Here is a 17,322-nt window from a genome sequence, read left to right as displayed (position 1 = left end):
AGCGAGAAAAGAGTAGAATAGAGACAGTCGGTGTTGATTGCGGTGAGGGTCCACCTGTACCCATCCCGAACACAGAAGTTAAGCTCACCTGCGCCGAAAATACTTGCCTGGAGACGGGCTGGGAAGATAGGTAATGCCGACACAGAACTGGACGATGAAAGTCGCCCAGTTCTTTTTCCAAGTTGGTGCTTATTGTGATGAGGGTCCACCTGTACCCATCCCGAACACAGAAGTTAAGCTCATCTACGCCGAAAATACTTGCTTGGAGACGGGCCGGGAAGATAGGTAGTGCCAACACAGACAGGAAGAAGCGGACAGCCGATGGCTGTCCGCTTCTTTTGTTGTGGAAGAACAGATGAGACGAATGGGAAGATCAGCGGTCCCACTTGTCGATAAGGGCACGGAGCTGGTCGGCGAAGCGGGCCAGATCCTTGTTGGCGCCGCCGCGGTTGTGAGAGATGACTTCCATCAGGCGGCGTCCGGTCTCCTCTAGGCGCTTGTACGCCGGAGAGGCAGAGTCGGCCACGAAGGCGGGCTTGGATTCCAGAACGATACCAGGAGCCACGATCTTCCCAGCCAGAAGATCATAGACCTCCTCATAATTGGCCGAGTGAGCAGAATAGCCCTGGTCCCGCAGAGTCTGAGCGTAGATCTCAGTGACGTCCTTCTCACCGTGGACCACAAAGACCTCTTTGGGCTTGGGTGTGAAGGCGTGGATCCATCGCAGGAGCCCCTGCCGGTCCGCGTGGGAGGAGAGCCCGTGGAAGTTGACGATCTTGGCCTGGACCGAGATGTCCTCACCGAAGAGCTTCACGGAGCGCACCCCGTCCAGCAGGCGGCGGCCCAGTGTGCCCTCGCCCTGATAGCCCACGAAGACTACGGTACACTCAGGCCTCCACAGGTTGTGTTTCAGGTGATGGCGGATCCGGCCCGCATCACACATACCGGAGGCGGAGATGATCACCTTGGGGGTCCGGTCCAGGTTCAGGGCCCTGGATTCCTCGCTGGTCTCTGTGATGTTCGATCCGGGGAATTGGAAGAGCTCGCCGCCCTTCAGCGCCTCGATGGCATCCTCATCCAGATAACCGTGGAGGTCGCCTGAGAAGATCTTGGTGGCCTCGCCTGCCAGAGGGGAGTCCACATAGACTGGGAAGTGGGGCACAGACTTCACCATGCCCTCCTCCTTCATCTCCCGGATGAAGTAGAGCAGTTCCTGGGTCCGCCCAACGGCGAAGGAAGGGATGATCACGTTGCCGCCACGGCCCAGCGTCTCATCGATGATGGCTGCCAAGCGGCCCGTATAGTCCGGGTCCTCGCTCATGTCATGCTCCCGGTCACCGTAGGTGGACTCGGTGAGCACATAGTCAGCGTCCTGGATGTATTGAGGGTCACGGATAATGGGCTGGTCCCGATTGCCGATATCGCCAGAGAACACGATCTTCCGGGTCTGGTCCCCCTCGGTGAGCCACATCTCTACGCTGGAGGAACCCAACAGGTGGCCGGCATCCACGAAGCGGATCTTCACGCCGGGATCGATCTCCAGCTCCTCACCGTATTCACAGGTCTCCACATGGGTGAGAGCGGCTTCCGCATCAGCCAGGGTGTAGAGGGGCTCCACCGGCTCCCTGCCGGCCCGTCGGCCCTTCTGGTTCTGCCACTGGGCGTCGCTCTCCTGGATATGGGCGGAATCCCGAAGCATGATGGAGATGAGCTCCCCTGTCAGGCGGGTGCAGTAGATCCGTCCGGTGAACCCCTGCTTCACCAGCAGAGGGATCCGCCCGGAGTGGTCGATGTGGGCATGGGTCACGATGACCGCATCGATATATCCGGCATTGAAATCCAGCTCGCGGTTGTCCTGTTCATCCCGGCCCTGCTGGAGGCCGCAGTCGATCAGGATCTTTTTCCCGTTGCATTCCACACAGTGACAGCTGCCGGTGACGGCCTTCGCCGCGCCAAAAAATGTGAGTTTCATGGACAGCCTCCTTGTATATTTTACACGAATATTCTACACCTGTCGAACCGATAAGTCAAGCATCTTGACGGAAATGGATGGAAGATCCACCCAAATGGATCGCCTCCCGCAGACGCCGCTCCAGAGAGCGGTAGGATGGGCAAACGATCCGATGGCCCAGGACGGCGGAGAGGACCTCGTTCCACTGTTCCAGAGGATAGCGCCCTACCTCCTGCACGGTGAGCAGGGTCCACAGCCAGAGCGCCGTGGGCGGTGTCCCCAGGCGTTCCAGCCGGTCCAGGATACGTTCCTCCATGGCAGTCACCTCGGACCAGTATATGCAAATGGCCGGAGCATCCGCTCCGGCCATTTCCGCGTGCTGTATGTCACTTTTTTCGGAACACATGGATCCGGAAGCCTGCTGTCACGTCCAAGCCGGGAAGGGCCTGGAGCCGCTCCACACCGGTCTTGGGGGTCTTCCAGCAGTAGGGGGTCATCTGGAACAGGGCCCACAGATCCTCCGGGTCCCCGATGTGGAGGACGGACTCCACCGGCACCACCTCCAGAGGCTCGAAGCCCTCGTAGGGGATCTCCTCTTCCGGGTTGGGATAGGGCCGGTCGTAGAGCACCTCCTTCATCTCCCACAGATGCCGGGGGGCGGGGACCACATAGAGGAACACGCCGCTGGGGACCAGCACCCGCCGGAACTCTGCCGCCGCCAGCGGGGAGAAGCAGTTTATCAGTAGGTCCGCGCACCCGTCCGCCGCCGGCAGGTGATAGGCAGAGCCCACGGCAAACTCGGTCTCACGGTCCCGTCTGGCCGCCCAGCGGAGGGCGAATTTGGAGATGTCGATCCCCGCCACACGAGGAGAGCGGCCCGCAGCCCGGAGGGCCTGAGCCACTCCGGCGGTGTACCAGCCCTCGCCGCACCCGGAGTCCAGCACAGCGCAGCCGGGAGCGGTATAGCGGAGGGCCAGCTCCTCCAGCGTCTGCCGCAGAGGGGCGTAGTATCCGGCGGAGAGGAAGCGGTTCCGGGCGGCCACCATGGCTTTGTCGTCGCCAGGAGCCTTGGAGTGCTTCTGGTTGGCGGGCAGGAGGTGGACATAGCCTTCTTTGGAGATGTCGTAGCTGTGCCCGTTGGGGCAGGTGTAAGCCCGCTCTCCCCGCTCCAGCGGGGCGAAACAGACCGGACAGCGGAACAGGCTCATGGATGAGCCTCCTTTCCAGTCGAGGATCGGTGGGAACGCACCGGCGGACAGCGTCCTGCCGGGTGCGGCATGGCACGGGAAGAAAAGGATCAGGAGGGAGCGCTCAGATCCAGCTCGACAGGGCAGTGGTCGCTGCCCATCACGTCGGAGAGGATGCGGCTGTCCGCCACCCGGTCCCGGAGGCGGTCAGAGACGATGAAATAGTCGATCCTCCACCCTGCATTGTTGTCCCGGGCGTGGAACATATAGGACCACCAGGAGTAGGCCCCCGTCGTCTCAGGATAGAGCCACCGGAACGTATCGGTGAAGCCGGAGGCCAGGAGCTCGGTCATCTTGCCCCGCTCCTCGTCGGAGAAGCCGGCGTTGCCCCGGTTGGACTTGGGGTTCTTCAGGTCGATCTCCTGATGGGCCACGTTCAGGTCGCCGCAGAGGATGACGGGCTTCTTCCCATCCAGCCCCTTGAGGTAAGCCCGAAAGGCATCCTCCCACATCATCCGGGGACCGATCCGGGTCAGCCCCCGCTGGGCGTTGGGGGTGTAACAGCACACCAGATAGAAGTCCTGAAACTCGGAGGTGATGACCCGGCCCTCGCTGTCCAGCTCGGACAGCCCGATGCCGTAGGTCACGTCCAGCGGCTCCACCCGGGAGAAGAGGGCGGTGCCGGAGTAGCCCTTCTTCTCGGCGGAGTTCCAGAACTGCCGGTAGCCGGGCAGGTCCAGCTCAATCTGATGGGGCTGGAGCTTGGTCTCCTGGAGGCACACCACATCGGCGTCCGCCGCCCGGAAGAAGTCCAGAAAGCCCTTGCCGATGCAGGCCCGCAGGCCGTTCACGTTCCAGGAGATCAGTTTGCGGATGGATCCATCGCTCATGTCAATACCTCCGTACCACGGCCACCACCTTGCCGATCAGCTCGGCGCCGGTGCCGTCGATGGGCTCGTATTCCGGGTTCTCAGGCATGAGCCAGGTCTTGCCGCCCCGGCGGCGGAGGGTCTTGACGGTGGCCTCGTCCTCGAAGAGGGCCACCACGATCTCGCCGTTGCGGCACTCCTGCTGGCGGTGGACCACCACCAGATCTCCGGGGAGGATGCCCGCGTCCAGCATGGACTCCCCCCGGACCCGCAGGGCGAAATACTCTCCGGCCTTGCCGCCGGTGTCGAAGGTCAGGTACTCCTCGATGCACTCCTGGGCCAGGATGGGGGAGCCGGCGGCCACATTGCCCACCACAGGCACCCGGTCGGCGGCCCCGTCCAGCTCCTCCAGGAGGGGCGTGCCGGGGACGTGCTCGCCCACCACGGTGATGGCCCGGGTCTTGCCCTCGGCCTTGGCGATCAGCCCGGCGGCCTCCAGCCCCTTCAGGTGGAAGTGGACGGTAGAGGGGGACTTGAGAGCCACCGCCTCGCCGATCTCCCGCACAGACGGGGGATAGCCGTGTTCGGACTGATATTCGATGATGAACGAATAGATCTGCTGCTGCTTGGGGGAAATGGCCTTCATGGCGGACCCTCCTCCTATGTCGCCCGCCGCCCGTTCCGTCCGGGACGGCGGTGGGATGATATCGTTTTGAATCATTGTACCATATCATGTCCCGGAACGCAAACGTGTGTTCTATATCTGGGAGAAAAAAGCGGGAACTGAAGCCCCCATTTTTACGTCAGATATGATATCATAGCAGATGAGAACGAACGATCTGAAAGCGAGGTAACTCTCATGCGTCATCCGCTCTGCCGTCTGGCCCCGCTGGGGCTGTCCCTCCTGCTCACGGTCCCGGCTCTGGCCGCCGGGATGGGGGCCTTCGTATCTAAGACCACGTACACCGGCTTCTCCGATGTGTCCTCCGCCGCCTGGTACGCCGCCGACGTGGCGAAGGCGGTGGAGCTGGGACTCATGAAGGGCAAGGGAGATGGCCGCTTCGACCCCTCCGGGCGGCTCTCCGCCGCGGAGGCCGTCACCATGGCGGCCCAGGTCCACGCGGCCTATACCGGCCAGACCTTCACCCCCGGCGGTTCCCCCTGGTACCGGAATGCGGTGAAGTACGCCACGGAGAACGGCTTCCTGCTCCGGGGAGAGTTCTCCGACTATACCGCCCCGGTGACCCGGGCGGAGATGGCAGGGCTCTTCGCCTATGCCCTGCCGGTGGAGGAGCTGGCCCGGAAGGGCCGGATCCCCGCCGTGCCGGACGTGAGCTATGCCACGGAGCAGGCCAGTCCGATCTGGCTCCTGTACGGAGCCGGGGTGCTGGCGGGCACCGGAGACGGCTCCTTCGCTCCGGATACGCCGATCGACCGGGCCAGTGCCGCCGCGATCCTGGACCGTCTGGCCTTGCCGGAGCGCCGGGTGGAGCCCTCTCTGACAACTCCTTCCGCCGGGACCACCGTGGAGAGTCCGGACAAGAGCTTCCGCCTGACCTTCGGCACGGGAGACTGGCGGGAGCAGACGGCGGACGGCGGTACCGGCCTGGTCTTCACCGACAAGTCCGGCCGTTTGGAGGCCCTGTCCTTCCCCAAGAGCGCCGCTGCCGATCTGCCCGCTTTCTCTGCGGTCCGCCTGCGGGCTCTGCGGGACGCGCTGGGCGGCGTAGAGCTGTTGGAACAGCCGGGGGCCTGCCTCTTCCGGGGCCTGCCCGCCGTGTCCTATCGCTGGCAGGCGGACGGGATGGTCTATACCCGCTTCACCGTAGAGAACAGCGGCACCTATGTGGAGCTGACCCTGTCTGTCCCCGCTGGGCAGGACGCCCTCTATCGGCAGCTCCTCCAGACCGCCGGGACCTTCAATCTGGCCCTGTGATCGAGTGGAGCGTTAGGAGGGGCCCCAGCCGCCATCCGCTCACAGCTCCTCCGCGGCGGCGGCGCCCTCCCGGGCGGCAGTCTCCTGCTCCAGCGCCGCGTCGGTGACGGTCTGGACACAGCCCTCCAGGTCCTTCAGGACCTCCTTCTCCCAGAAGTGGAGGGGGAGCCATTCTTTCTCCCGGAGGAGCTGGTCGTTCCGCCGGTCCCGGTCGATGTTCTCCTGGATCTTCTCCAGCCAGTAGGCCCGGTTGCTCTTGAGACGCTCCTTCCGGCGCTCCCAGTCGAAGCCATGCCAGAACTCCCCGTCCACGAACACGGCGATCCGGTACCGCCCCAGCACGATGTCCGGCGAGCCGGGGAGACGCTTGTCGTTGAGCCGGTAGCGGAAGCCCGCGTGCCAGAGGGCCTTGGCCAGCATGGTCTCGGCCTTCCCCCGCTTCAGATGGACCCGGGACATCCGCCGGGAGATCTCCGGGGTGGTGTGGAATTCGGGATGCTTCATGGGATGGCGCCTCCTTTTTTCGGCAGATCGGACAAGGGGGAAAGGCTTGATCTTTCCCGGCGGATATGATAAAATGATACGGATATATGTCTTGTCAGTATACCAGAGGATGAGGGGGAGCGAAAGTGGCAGAGCGCGAAAAGATCCGAGTGGTGGAGCTCTTTGCCGGCGTGGGCGGCTTCCGCGTGGGGCTGGAGTCCTGCGCTGGGGAGCGGTTCCAGACTGTGTGGGCGGACCAGTGGGAGCCCGGCCAGCGGGGTCAGTGGGCCTTCCAGTGTTACCGCCAGCGCTTCGGCGCGGAGGCCCGGTGCGTCAACGCCGATATCTCCACGGTGGTGGAGGAGGTGCCGGAGCATGATCTGCTGGTGGGGGGCTTCCCCTGTCAGGACTACTCCGTGGCCAGTACCGGCGCCAAGGGCATCGAGGGGAAGAAGGGCGTCCTCTGGTGGTCCATCCACAAGATCATCGACCTCCGGCGGCCGGACTATGTCCTGCTGGAGAACGTGGACCGGCTCCTGAAGTCCCCCGCCCGCCAGCGGGGCCGGGACTTCGGCATCATCCTGAAATGCCTCCAGGACAACGGCTATGCCGTGGAGTGGCGGGTCATCAACGCCGCCGAGTACGGGAACATCCAGCGCCGCCGCCGGACCTTCCTGTTCGCCTGCCGGAAGGATCTGCCCTTTGGGCGGAAGATGGCGGCGGGCATGGCGTCCGGTCCGGCCGGCTGGCTCACCGGAGAGAGCTTTTTCGCCGGAGCCTTCCCCATCCGGCCGGAGCTGCCGGTGGAGCGGAAGAAGGTCACTCAGACCGATTTGAACGGCTATGAGGATCTGGTGGCCGTCACCGACGGGTTCCAGGCCGCCTTCTACAACTGCGGCATAATGGTGGACGGCCAGATCTGGTCCGCCGAGTCCGCCCCGGCCTATGACGGTCCCTTCCGCACGCTGGACGAGGCGGTGGAGCATGGGGACGTGCCGGAGCGGTACTTCCTCTCCGCCGACAAGCTTCCCAAGTGGGAGACCATGAAGGGGGCCAAGAAGGTCATGCGGACCTCCCGTACCGGCTTCCAGTACCAGTTCTCCGAGGGCGCGATCGCCTTCCCGGACCCGCTGGACCGGCCCGCCCGGACCATGCTGACCAGCGAGGGCACCCCCAACCGGAGCTCACATGTGATCCAGGACCCCAAGACCGGGAAGCTCCGCCGGCTCATGCCGGAGGAGTGCGAGCGGATCAACGGCTTCCCGGAGGGCTGGACCGCTACGGAGATGCCGGAGCGCCAGCGCTATTTCATCATGGGCAACGCTCTGGTGGTCCCCCTGGTGGAGCGGATGGGCCGCCGCCTGCTGGAGATTCGGGACGGACAGTGAGACAGAGAAAGAGCCGGCGAACGGCCGCCAACTGGCGGCCGTTCACCGGCTCTTTGGAGTTTCTTACTTGAGCGCCTTGCGGATCAGGGCCTGTCCCTCAGGGGAGCGGAGGGTGTCCAGCACCACGTTCCGCAGGAGCTCCTGCACGCTCTTGCTGGCCAGGAGGGCGTCCAGCATGGCGCCCTGAGGCTCCGCCTGCTTGGCCTTTTTGGGCTTGGCGGCGGGGGTGGGGACGAAGCCGGGCTCGTCCTCGGCGGCGGCTCCGCCGCCGGCCATCCAGTCCTCCTGACGGGTGCGGTCGCCGCTCTCGCCCCGGAGATAGAAGAGCGAGACGCCGAAGTGGGCGGCCAGCTTCTCCTGCTGTTCCTTGGTGGGGGTGGCCCGACCGGTCTCGAACTTCTCGATGGTCCCCTTGGGGAAGCCCAGAGCCGTCGTCAGCGCGGGACGGCTCACGTTCTCTTCATTGCGCAGGGACTCGATGCGCTGTGCCATAGTCACCATGAAAAAGACCTCCTTCTATTTTGGCCTCTCTGTATTTTGGATAGATAAGGAAAAAGACCGGCTGTTTTCACAGTCGGTCTTTTTATGGAGCAGGTGACGAGGCTCGAACTCGCTACCTCCACCTTGGCAAGGTGGCGCTCTACCAGATGAGCTACACCTGCGAGAACAAATGATATTATACCAGCGCGCGGCGCGATCGTCAAGCACCGATCAGAAAAATTTTGCCGTCCCGCTCCCCTCAGATGCGGAGGGGGAGCGGGAGCAACAGACGGCCGGTGCGGGGGGGCAGAGGGACAGACATCCGGCGGCTCCCGGAGATGGGGAAGAGTTCCCCGGTCATCCGGTCGGTCATGGGGCCGGGGATGGGCAGGTCCACCGGGGCGTCTCCGGCGTTGACCGCGGCCAGCACCCGCCGATTCCCCAGTGTCCGCCAGAAGGCCAGCAGAGGACCCTCTGCCTTCTCATAGACGATATCGCCCCGGCGGAGGGGAGCGCAGGTCCGGCGGAGCCGACCCAGACGGGCCGTCCAGCGCCGGAGGACCGGGTCCTCCCGCCCCCACGGGTAGGTCCGGCGGTTGAAGGGGTCCTCGAACCCCTCCATGCCCGCCTCGTCCCCGTAGTACAGGGTGGGGGAGCCGGGGAAGGCGTACAGGAGCAGGAGACCCGCCATGAGCCGCTCCCGGGCCGGGGCGTACCGATCCGGGGCCAGCCGGGCGGCGGCCCGCCAGTCCCGGCTCTGGTCCAGGCAGGGGGAGCCCATGCCCAGCAGGGTCAGGATCCGGGGGGTGTCGTGGGTGCCAAGGGCGTTCATGGCGGAATGCCAGGCGAAGGGGGGATAGTTGGCCCGCAGGGCCTCCATGGCGTCCCGGAAAGCGGCGGCGTCCCCGCCCAGCAGGTAGTCCAGAGCCGCCCCACGGAAGGGGTAGTTCATGAGCCCGTCGCAGTGTCCACCCAGGAGGTGCTTCCGCCGCACGCCGTACGCGATCTTATTGGAGCCGTCCTCCCATACCTCGCCGATCACCACGGCGTCGGCCTTGGCCGAGCGGGCGGCGGTGTGGAGGGCGTGGACGAAGGAGTCGGGCAGCTCGTCGGCCACGTCCAGCCGCCAGCCGTCGGCCCCCGCCCGGAGCCACCGCTTCACGATGCTGTTCTCCCCCCGGATGATGTAGTCCAGATAGGAGGGCTCGCTCTCGTTGACGGCGGGGAGGGAGTAGATCCCCCACCAGGAATCATATCGGTCCGGCCAGTGCTGGAAATGGTACCAGGGATAAAAGGGGCTGTCGGTGGACTGGGCCGCCCCGGGGACGGCGCTGGGATAGCTCCTGTCCCCGTTGAAATAGCGGCTCACATAGCCGGAGTGGTTGAACACCCCGTCCAGCATCACCCGCATCCCCAGCCCGTGGGCCTCCCGGCAGAGGGCGCGGAACTCCGCCTCGTCCCCCAGCATGGGGTCGATCTGCTCATAGTCTCCAGTGCCGTAGCGGTGGTTCTCCGCCCCCTCGAAGATGGGACAGAAGTAGATCGTCTCCACCCCCAGGGCGTGGAGGTAGGGGAGCTTCTCCCGGACGCCGGCCAGACTGCCGCCGAAGAAGTCCCGGTTGCGGATCTCCCCGTGCGCGTCGGGCCGGTAGACCGGCTCCTCGTCCCAGCTCTGGTGGACCTGACGGCCCCCGACCATGCCGGCGGGATCGGGCACGGACAGTCGGCGGAACCGGTCCGGGAAGATCTGATAGGTCAGGCCGTCCCCGAACCAGCCGGGGACGGCCTCCTGATCGTCGTAGACGGTGAGCTGATAGTCGCCCAGCGTCCGGCTCCGGCCGTCGATGCCCTCCAGCCGGAAGGCATACCAGACCAGCCCCACATAGTCCCCGGTGTCCAGCTCCGCCTGGAACCGGTCCCAGGCCCCGTCCACGCCGGTCCAGGGGAAGGAACGCTCCACCACGGCGTCCCCTCTGCCCTCGAAGCGGGCGGAGAGGATCAGCCGGGAGAAGCCCTCCGCCCGGCGGGGCCGGACGGTGAAGCGGACGCGGGTCCCGGAGGGGACCGCGCCATAGGGACACTGGGACACGCCGTCCCGGGGGTCGAAGGCCAGAGGGTCGGTCATAGAGATCCTTCCTGTCATGATCGGAGTAGTGGTGGGGAGACCCGTCAGCGGAGGAGCACGCCCTCGCCGGTGACGGTCTGGCCGCTGCTCTCCTGACTGAAATAGACGGACAGCACGTCGGCGGCCACCGAGGCCAGCTCTGTGCCGGAGCCGCCGTGCTCCGCTACCAGGGCGATGGCGATCTCCGGGTCGTCATAGGGGGCGAAGCACACGAACACGGCGTTGGCCTCCGTGTCGGAGCGGCCCACCTGGGCGGTGCCGGTCTTGGAGCCCACCTTTACGGGCAGGTCCTTGAAGTATTTGGCCACGCTGCCCTCGTTGGCCATCAGGTACATGCCGCGCTTGACGGCCTCCACGTTGGTCTCGCTGATGCTGATCTGGTCCAGAGGCTCCGGGTCGTTCTCTATGATCACGCGGGACCAGTCGTTGGACTTGACGCTCTGGAGCAGGTGGGCGGGGTAGTGGTCGCCGCCGTTGACCAGCGTGGCGATGTAGTTGGCCAGCTGGAGGGGGGTGGACAGGGTGGTGCCCTGACCGATCGCGGCGGAGAGGAGCAGGCCGCCGTACCAATCCTGGCCAAGCGCCTCGCTGGTGGCGGGACCGGCCACATAGCCGGACCGCTCCGACAGCTCGATGCCGGTCTTTTTGCCCAGACCGAACATGGCGGCGTACCGGTCGATCGTGTCGATGTCCATCCGGTCGGCCATGGTATAGAAGTAGATGTTGCAGGAGTCCTCAAGGGCGTGGGCCAGGTCCTCCAGCCCGTGGGTATAGCCGTGGCCCAATGCCCAGCAGGCGGGGTGATAGTCGCCGTAGGGGTACTTCTTCCCGGCGGGGTACTGGAAGCGGCCGGTGTCCCGGATCTTCTCGCTGGGGGTGGTGACCCCCTCCTGGAGGGCCGCCACGCCGGTGATCATCTTGAAGGTGGAGCCGGGGGAGTAGAGACCCATGGTGGCCCGGTTCAGGAAGGGTTTCAAGGGATCGTTGTAGGCCTCGGAGTAGAGCGCCGAGTCCTTGTACACATGGGCCAGGTCGAAGGTGGGGTAGGAGGCCATGGCCTTCACGCCGCCCTTCATATCGACGATGACGCCGGCGGCGCCTTCCACGGAGCTGCTCAGACCGGGCACCCGGGCGGCTAGGGACTGTTCCAGAGCCTCCTGGAGCCGCAGGTCGATGGTGGTCACCACGTTGCTGCCGGGCTGGGGGGCCAGAGACGCCCCGGTGTCCGGATCCTCGGCCCAGGACTCGCTGACCACCTTGCCGTCGCTGTTGCGCTCTACGATCTTGGTGCCGGCCACGCCCCGCAGGTACCGCTCGAAGGCGGACTCCATGCCGTCGATGCCCACCAGGTCGTTCATGTTATAGCCGTTGGTCTTGTAGTAGGAGTCCTCCGCGTTCCAGGCCTCGGCGGAGATCGAGCCCACCCGGCCCAGGATATGAGCGGCATAGGTGGTGTTATACACACGGGAGGTAGTGGCGTCGATGGACACGCCCTTGAGCCCCGCCTCCTTCACGGCGGTGATGAAGTCGATGTCCACGTCCTCCGCCAGGATATAGGCGCTGGTGGAGGCCCCCTTGCTCCGCAGGGCCAGCTCATAGAGCACGCCGAGCAGGTCCCGGGCCTCGCGCTCGGAGAGGTCCGGGTCCACGTCGAAGTAGGACTTCATCTGGTTCATGAGGGCGGCGGCGGTGAGGCCGTCGGAGGGCTGCTCCGGCAGGGCGGCGGAGGCGGAGCCGGTCTCGGTGGTCTCCTGGGCCTTGGAGAGGGCGTCGGCATAGTCGCCCCACGCCTTGGCCAGATCCACACCGGAGGCGGCGGCCCGGCTCCAGTTGGTGCTGTTCTCCCCCAGGATCTTCATGAGGGAACGGAAGGCCCGCCGCTGAGGCCCGGTGGCGGAGCCCATGGTGTAGACATAGGGGGCGCTCCTGCTGACGGGCAGGGTGTCGGTCCACGTCATGCCCCGCTCCCGGCAGATCGTCAGGAGCCGGCACAGCGTAGCGTTGCGCTCCTCGGAGGTCCCCATGAGGCTGGTGTCCAGCGTCACCTGATAGGAGGCCTGGTTGGAGACCAGCACCCGGCCGCTGCTGTCCAGGATCTCGCCCCGGACGGCCTCCACGGTCTCCGTCTGGGCGTTGCGCTTGGCCGAGCGGGCTCGGTAGTCCGCGCCGTGGACGATCTGGAGGTCATAGAGTACCCCCAGGAAGAGCAGGAAGAGGGCGGCCATGATCCCCGCCACGCAGGAGAGCCGCCGTTGGAAACGTTTACTGTCCATGGATGACCTCGCTTAAAAATGGGTGCCCTTGGGCACCCGCTGGAAGGCCCACAGGAACAGCGCGTAGACAGGGATCAGGAAGGGCAGGGACCAGAGGATCTCCAGTCCGGACAGGCGGAGCATGGCCTCCAGTCCGGCCCGCCCTGCGAAGAGGCGGAACAGGATCCGGGCCCCGTCCAGCCCGGCCAGCACCAGCGCGGCGCAGACCAGACAGCCCAGAAAGTCCCGGCGGAGGACATACTGGGCCAGCAGGCCGGCCCCCAGACCGGCCAGGGTCAGCCCCAGCACCAGCCAGTGCTCCCCGGCGGAGAGGACGCAGGCACTGAACAGCCCCACGCCCAGACCGTAGCCTGCGCCCCCCACAGCCCCCTCCAGCACCGCCAGCACGATCACGGCCAGGGGCAGCAGGACGGGCCGGACCGGCAGGGCACCGATCCGGGGCAGGATGTAGGACTCCAGGATCCAAACGGGGAGGAGGATCAGGGCGTAAACGCCCCATTTGACCAGAAAGTCATGGCGGGTCAAGCTCGTTCCCTCCTCATTCTACGATGTCGAAGCTCTTGATCACGAAGACCTGCTTCAGGTCGGCCAGAGCGGTCTCGGGGACCACCACGGCATAGCGGGTCATGCCGGAGGCCTCTGTGAGGACCTCCTCCACATGGCCCACCACCAGCCCGGAGGGGTAGACGCCGCTGAGCCCGGAGGTGAGGATCTGATCCCCGGCCATGAGCTCGCTGTTCTCAGGCAGATAGGAGAGCTTCAGCTTCCCCTGGCCCATCAGGTCGAACTGGCCCTCCAGGATGGCGGCGTCATCCGTGCGGGCGATCAGGCCGCCCATCTCCAGGTCGGAGTCCACCACGGTCATGATCTCGGACCAGTTGACGCCCACCTCGTCGATGATGCCCACCAGGTTCCCGTACTGGTCCACCACGCAGTCCCCGGCCTCGATGCCGGCGGCGCTGCCCTTGCTGATGGTCAGGGTGGAGTCCCAGTTGGAGGAGCCGTGGGCGGTGACGGTGGCGGACTCCAGCTCCAGATCCCGGCGCTTCTGGGCCAGGCCCAGAAGCGCCCGGAGACGCTCGTTCTCCTCGGAGTCCCGTTCCGCCTCCCGGAGCTGTTTCTCCAGGTCGGCGTACTTGAGCTTCAGATCCTCGTAGTCGGCCTGGAGTTGATCCTGCCGGAAGGCGGCGTCATAGCGCTCCTGGCTCCAGTTGGTGACGGCGTTGACGCCGTTGCGGATGGGGGTGGTGATGATGCCCGCCAGATCGGTCAGCGGGTCCGCAGTCCCGCCGGTGATGGCGGAGGCCACTGCCACGATCAGGGTGAGCAGGACAGCGGCGATCAGGATCAGCAGACCGTTGTCGCGCAGGAAATCCTTCAAGGGGCAGCCTCCTTCCAGTCGTCCGTCATGGTCAGTCCCGGCCGGCGGCCAGATGCATACAGCGGATGCCCATCCGGTCCAGCATCCGGCCCAGCCGGCAGACGGGCAGGCCCATCACGTTGTAGAAGTCGCCCCGGATCCCCTCGATGAAGAGGGCGCCATAGCCCTGGATGCCGTAGGCCCCGGCCTTGTCCATGGGCTCACCGGTGCGGATATAGTCTTCGATCTCCTCCTCGGTCAGCTCCCGGAAGGAGACGACGGTCTCCTCGTGCTCGGTACAGCATTCGGCGCCCCGGAGGACGGTGACGCCGGTGCAGACCTCATGCCGCCCACCGGAGAGGGTGGAGAGCATCTTAAAGGCCTCCAGCTGGTCGGCGGGCTTGCCCAGCACAGCGCCGTCCACGGCCACCACCGTGTCGGCGGCGATGATGAGAGCGTCGTCCCCCACCTTTTCCCGGACGGCCTGGGCCTTCATGGCGGACAGGCGGCTGACCAGCTCCGCCGGAGGCGGAGCGCCGGGGACGCGCTCGTCGATGTCGGGCGAGATGGTCTGGAAGCCCTTCAGGCCCATGCGTTCCAAAAGCTCCCGCCGCCGGGGCGACTGGGAGGCCAAAACGATCTCCATGTGTGTCGTCCTCCTTCCTTATTTTCCAGTGGAGCCGAAGCCGCCGGCTCCCCGCTCGGTCTCATCCAGATCGGCACAGGGGATGAGCTGGGCCTGGACCACGGGGACCACGGCCAGCTGGGCCACCCGGTCTCCGGGCTGGATGGTGTAGGGGACGTCGGACTGGTTCACCAGCCCCACCCGGATCTCGCCCCGGTAATCGCTGTCGATGACGCCCACGCCGTTGGCCAGGGCGATGCCGTGCTTGATGCCCAGTCCGGACCGGGCGAACACCAGCGCCACATAGTCCGCGGAGGGCAGGGCGATGGCGATGCCAGTGGGCAGGGACACGATCTGCCGGGGGGCGATGGTCACGGCCTCGTCCACGCAGGCGCACAGATCCATGCCCGCCGCGCCGGCGCTGGCATAGAAGGGGAAGGGGATGTCCGTCCCGATCTTGGGGGACATGGCTTTGATCTTCAGTTCCATATGTGATCTCCTAACGGTCGAGTTTGAGGATGGGCGGCCCGCCTCCCGGTCACTCCACGTCCCGGTAATAGAGGCCGCGGGTGTATTCTCTGGGCTCCCAGTCGCTGAGGCCCAGATAGCGCTCGGCGGCGCGGACGCACTCCGCCGGGGACTCAGTGGTGAACCGGAGCTGCTGGGCCCACACGCCGGAGCGGCGGATGTCGTTCTGCTTGTCGCCCAGGAAGAGAGTCTTGGAGTTCAGGATCTCATTGCGGCAGCCGTAGGCCCGGACCACCGGGAAGCGGGCCCCCTTCCGGTCGGTGAGGAGCTGGGCCTCCCGTTCGCAGGCGTGGCGGCAGAGGCCGTCGGTGCGGTTGCGGATCAGGCAGTTCTCCGTGATCATCAGTGGCAGGCGGCCGTAGGCGATCAGCTCGGTATCCACCGCCTTGGACAGGTCCCGGATCTGGGCCAGCTTGAGCTCGAAGGAGGCGGTGGCGGACCGGAAGCCCATGTGCCGAAGCTCCTTCATGGCCTGGGAGTTGAAGATCTCCAGACCGAAGCCGCCCCGCAGGGCGAAGCCCAGCTCCTGGGCGGGGGCGATCATGCCCCAGTTGTCGATCAGGGCGTCGGTGACGCCCATGTCCTTCACCCGGCGGAGCTGGTCCATCATCCGGTCCCGCTCCCGGTCCCAGACGATCCGGGGGAGGGCTACGGCGAAGGGCCCTTTTCCGGCCAGCTCCGGGTGGGCGGACAGCTCCTCCAGCGGCACATAGACCAGAGCAGGGGACAGAGCCAGGAGCTCCGGCGTGATCTGGGCGGCCCGGCTCACGGAGACCGTGAGGACCGGGGCCTCCCGGCGATCTTCATAGCGCACACCGGGACGGAACTCCCCACGGCGGCGGACCGGCGGGACCTGCCGCCTGGCGGAGAGGCCCTCCAGCGCCTCCCGGCGCAGGGCGTTCAGGGCGGCGGCGGGCAGGGAGAGCCCGTCGTCGATCTTGGAGCGGACGCCGGTGCAGAGATAGGGGGTGCCGCCGGTGCGGGAGAGCTGCTTCTCCACGCCCTCTGGGGTGAGGGGCTTGGTGCGGGCGGCCTCCGGGATGGGGCCCTCCACCGTGACCACGTTCTCCTGATCGTCCTTGACGCCCACCTGGGCGGGCTCGCCCCGGCGGATCAGAGAGTAGAAGGTGATGGGGACCTGCTGGGCCTCCCGGTCCTCGTAGGTCTGGCGGGCCAGAGCGAAGAGCTCCTTCGGCTCCTTCTGATCCTCCCGGACGCCGAACATGGCGGGGCCCACGGCGTCCTGATAGAACCCGTCGGTGAACCCCTGCCGGGAGAAGGCGTCGGAGAGCTGGCGGACCTCCTCGGGGGTGGGCTCCCGGCCCTCCCGGATGGCGTCGGCGTAGATGCGGGTGACCACCGCCACATACTCGGGCCGCTTCATCCGCCCCTCGATCTTGAGGCAGGCCACGCCCATCTTCCTCAGCTCCCGCAGGTGCCCCGCCAGGGACATATCCTTCAGGGACAGGGGATAGCGGTCGGCCCGGCCGTTCCAGCCGTAGCGGAGGCGGCAGGGCTGGGCGCACAGGCCCCGGTTGCCGCTCCGCCCGCCGATCACGGAGGAGAAGAAGCACTGACCGGAGTAGCACATGCACAGGGCCCCGTGGCCGAACACCTCGATCTCGATGGGGGAGCGCTCGCAGATGTAGGCGATCGCGTCCCGGGACAGCTCCCGGGACAGGACGGCCCGGGTCATGCCGAAGTCCGCCACACGCTTCACGCCGTCCAGATCGTGGACGGTCATCTGGGTGGAGGCGTGGAGCGGCACGTCGGGGGCGGTCTGCCGCACGGCCCGGAGGACGCCGATGTCCTGCACCAGGATAGCGTCCACGCCGATGTCGCTGGCGTCGGCGGCGCAGTCCGCGGCCGCGGCCAGCTCCCGGTCGCCCAACAGGGTGTTGAGGGTCAGATAGACCTTGCAGCCCCGGAGATGGCAGTAAGAAACCGCCGCCGCAAACTCCTCACGGGTGAAGTTCTTCGCGTTGCGGCGGGCATTGAAATCACCGTATCCCATATAGATGGCGTCGGCGCCGTTCTGGACGGCGGCCTTCACCGCCTCCATGGAGCCGGCGGGGGAGAGCAGTTCCAGCATAGTCCCTCCTGATCGTTCGTGATGA

At 66.0% G+C, this 17,322-nt stretch carries 16 protein-coding genes, 1 tRNA gene and 2 rRNA genes; 4 read left to right on the top strand and 15 right to left on the bottom strand.

Annotated elements, in window-relative coordinates; genetic code table 11:
* The first annotated feature begins 26 nt into the window (after positions 1-26).
* Both rrf (KQI12_RS10780) and rrf (KQI12_RS10775) read left to right on the top strand, forming a co-directional pair.
* Positions 27-142, top strand: a 5S ribosomal RNA gene (rrf, locus tag KQI12_RS10780).
* Positions 143-181: 39 nt separating this feature from the next.
* Positions 182-297: ribosomal RNA gene (gene rrf, locus KQI12_RS10775) — 5S ribosomal RNA — on the top strand.
* 76 nt (positions 298-373) lie between these two features.
* On the opposite strand, the gene KQI12_RS10770 is transcribed toward rrf (KQI12_RS10775), so the two are convergent.
* From KQI12_RS10770 to lexA, 5 genes are all read right to left on the bottom strand, one after another.
* On the bottom strand, positions 374-1,972 hold the full coding sequence (locus KQI12_RS10770) for an MBL fold metallo-hydrolase RNA specificity domain-containing protein (RefSeq protein ID WP_216573260.1): 1,599 nt from the start codon (positions 1,970-1,972) through the stop codon (positions 374-376).
* Between the two features lie 55 nt (positions 1,973-2,027).
* A complete protein-coding gene (locus KQI12_RS10765; RefSeq protein WP_216573258.1) occupies positions 2,028-2,267 on the bottom strand; it encodes a hypothetical protein in 240 nt (79 codons plus the stop codon).
* A 70-nt stretch (positions 2,268-2,337) separates the two neighbouring features.
* The gene (locus KQI12_RS10760; protein ID WP_216573256.1) at positions 2,338-3,159 is read right to left on the bottom strand and encodes a putative RNA methyltransferase; all 822 of its coding nucleotides are present in this window, start codon (positions 3,157-3,159) and stop codon (positions 2,338-2,340) included.
* Positions 3,160-3,248: 89 nt separating this feature from the next.
* Positions 3,249-4,028 (bottom strand): exodeoxyribonuclease III, encoded by a 780-nt coding sequence (locus KQI12_RS10755; RefSeq protein ID WP_216573254.1) that lies wholly within the window; start codon positions 4,026-4,028, stop codon positions 3,249-3,251.
* Position 4,029: 1 nt separating this feature from the next.
* Entirely contained in the window at positions 4,030-4,653 is a 624-nt protein-coding gene (lexA, locus tag KQI12_RS10750) for a transcriptional repressor LexA (RefSeq protein ID WP_216573252.1), read from the bottom strand.
* Positions 4,654-4,866: 213 nt separating this feature from the next.
* Here lexA and KQI12_RS10745 point away from each other — a divergent pair, with 213 nt between their 5' ends.
* Positions 4,867-5,943 (top strand): S-layer homology domain-containing protein, encoded by a 1,077-nt coding sequence (locus KQI12_RS10745; RefSeq protein ID WP_216573250.1) that lies wholly within the window; start codon positions 4,867-4,869, stop codon positions 5,941-5,943.
* A 39-nt stretch (positions 5,944-5,982) separates the two neighbouring features.
* On the opposite strand, the gene KQI12_RS10740 is transcribed toward KQI12_RS10745, so the two are convergent.
* Positions 5,983-6,447 carry a very short patch repair endonuclease gene (locus KQI12_RS10740; RefSeq protein WP_216573248.1) on the bottom strand — a complete coding sequence of 155 codons (465 nt, stop codon included), beginning with the start codon at positions 6,445-6,447 and terminating at the stop codon, positions 5,983-5,985.
* Positions 6,448-6,572: 125 nt separating this feature from the next.
* Between KQI12_RS10740 and dcm the strand changes: the two genes are divergently transcribed.
* Positions 6,573-7,814 carry a DNA (cytosine-5-)-methyltransferase gene (gene dcm, locus KQI12_RS10735; protein WP_216573246.1) on the top strand — a complete coding sequence of 414 codons (1,242 nt, stop codon included), beginning with the start codon at positions 6,573-6,575 and terminating at the stop codon, positions 7,812-7,814.
* Between the two features lie 63 nt (positions 7,815-7,877).
* On the opposite strand, the gene KQI12_RS10730 is transcribed toward dcm, so the two are convergent.
* From KQI12_RS10730 to KQI12_RS10690, 9 genes are all read right to left on the bottom strand, one after another.
* On the bottom strand, positions 7,878-8,315 hold the full coding sequence (locus KQI12_RS10730) for a helix-turn-helix domain-containing protein (RefSeq protein WP_216573245.1): 438 nt from the start codon (positions 8,313-8,315) through the stop codon (positions 7,878-7,880).
* Between the two features lie 85 nt (positions 8,316-8,400).
* Positions 8,401-8,476 (bottom strand) — tRNA-Gly (locus KQI12_RS10725).
* 77 nt (positions 8,477-8,553) lie between these two features.
* Positions 8,554-10,437, bottom strand: coding sequence for a glycoside hydrolase family 13 protein (locus KQI12_RS10720; RefSeq protein ID WP_253291010.1), 1,884 nt, complete (start codon positions 10,435-10,437; stop codon positions 8,554-8,556).
* Positions 10,438-10,463: 26 nt separating this feature from the next.
* The gene (locus KQI12_RS10715) at positions 10,464-12,692 is read right to left on the bottom strand and encodes a penicillin-binding transpeptidase domain-containing protein (RefSeq protein WP_216573243.1); all 2,229 of its coding nucleotides are present in this window, start codon (positions 12,690-12,692) and stop codon (positions 10,464-10,466) included.
* 12 nt (positions 12,693-12,704) lie between these two features.
* Positions 12,705-13,217, bottom strand: a complete 513-nt coding sequence (locus KQI12_RS10710) for a rod shape-determining protein MreD (protein ID WP_216573241.1) — start codon at positions 13,215-13,217, stop codon at positions 12,705-12,707.
* Positions 13,218-13,230: 13 nt separating this feature from the next.
* Entirely contained in the window at positions 13,231-14,073 is an 843-nt protein-coding gene (gene mreC / locus KQI12_RS10705; RefSeq protein WP_216573239.1) for a rod shape-determining protein MreC, read from the bottom strand.
* Between the two features lie 31 nt (positions 14,074-14,104).
* Positions 14,105-14,698: a nucleoside triphosphate pyrophosphatase gene (locus KQI12_RS10700; protein WP_216573237.1), complete on the bottom strand. Its 594-nt coding sequence runs from the start codon at positions 14,696-14,698 to the stop codon at positions 14,105-14,107.
* An 18-nt stretch (positions 14,699-14,716) separates the two neighbouring features.
* Positions 14,717-15,166, bottom strand: coding sequence for a dUTP diphosphatase (gene dut, locus KQI12_RS10695; RefSeq protein ID WP_216573235.1), 450 nt, complete (start codon positions 15,164-15,166; stop codon positions 14,717-14,719).
* A gap of 49 nt (positions 15,167-15,215) precedes the next feature.
* Positions 15,216-17,297, bottom strand: a complete 2,082-nt coding sequence (locus KQI12_RS10690) for a U32 family peptidase (RefSeq protein WP_216573233.1) — start codon at positions 17,295-17,297, stop codon at positions 15,216-15,218.
* Between the last annotated feature and the right edge of the window lie 25 nt (positions 17,298-17,322).

Origin of the sequence: Pseudoflavonifractor sp. MSJ-37, assembly GCF_018917965.1 — a bacterium.
Lineage (GTDB): Bacteria > Bacillota > Clostridia > Oscillospirales > Oscillospiraceae > Pseudoflavonifractor_A.
Note: the sequence above shows the minus strand (reverse complement) of the source record. Positions and strands in the feature narration are given on the sequence as shown.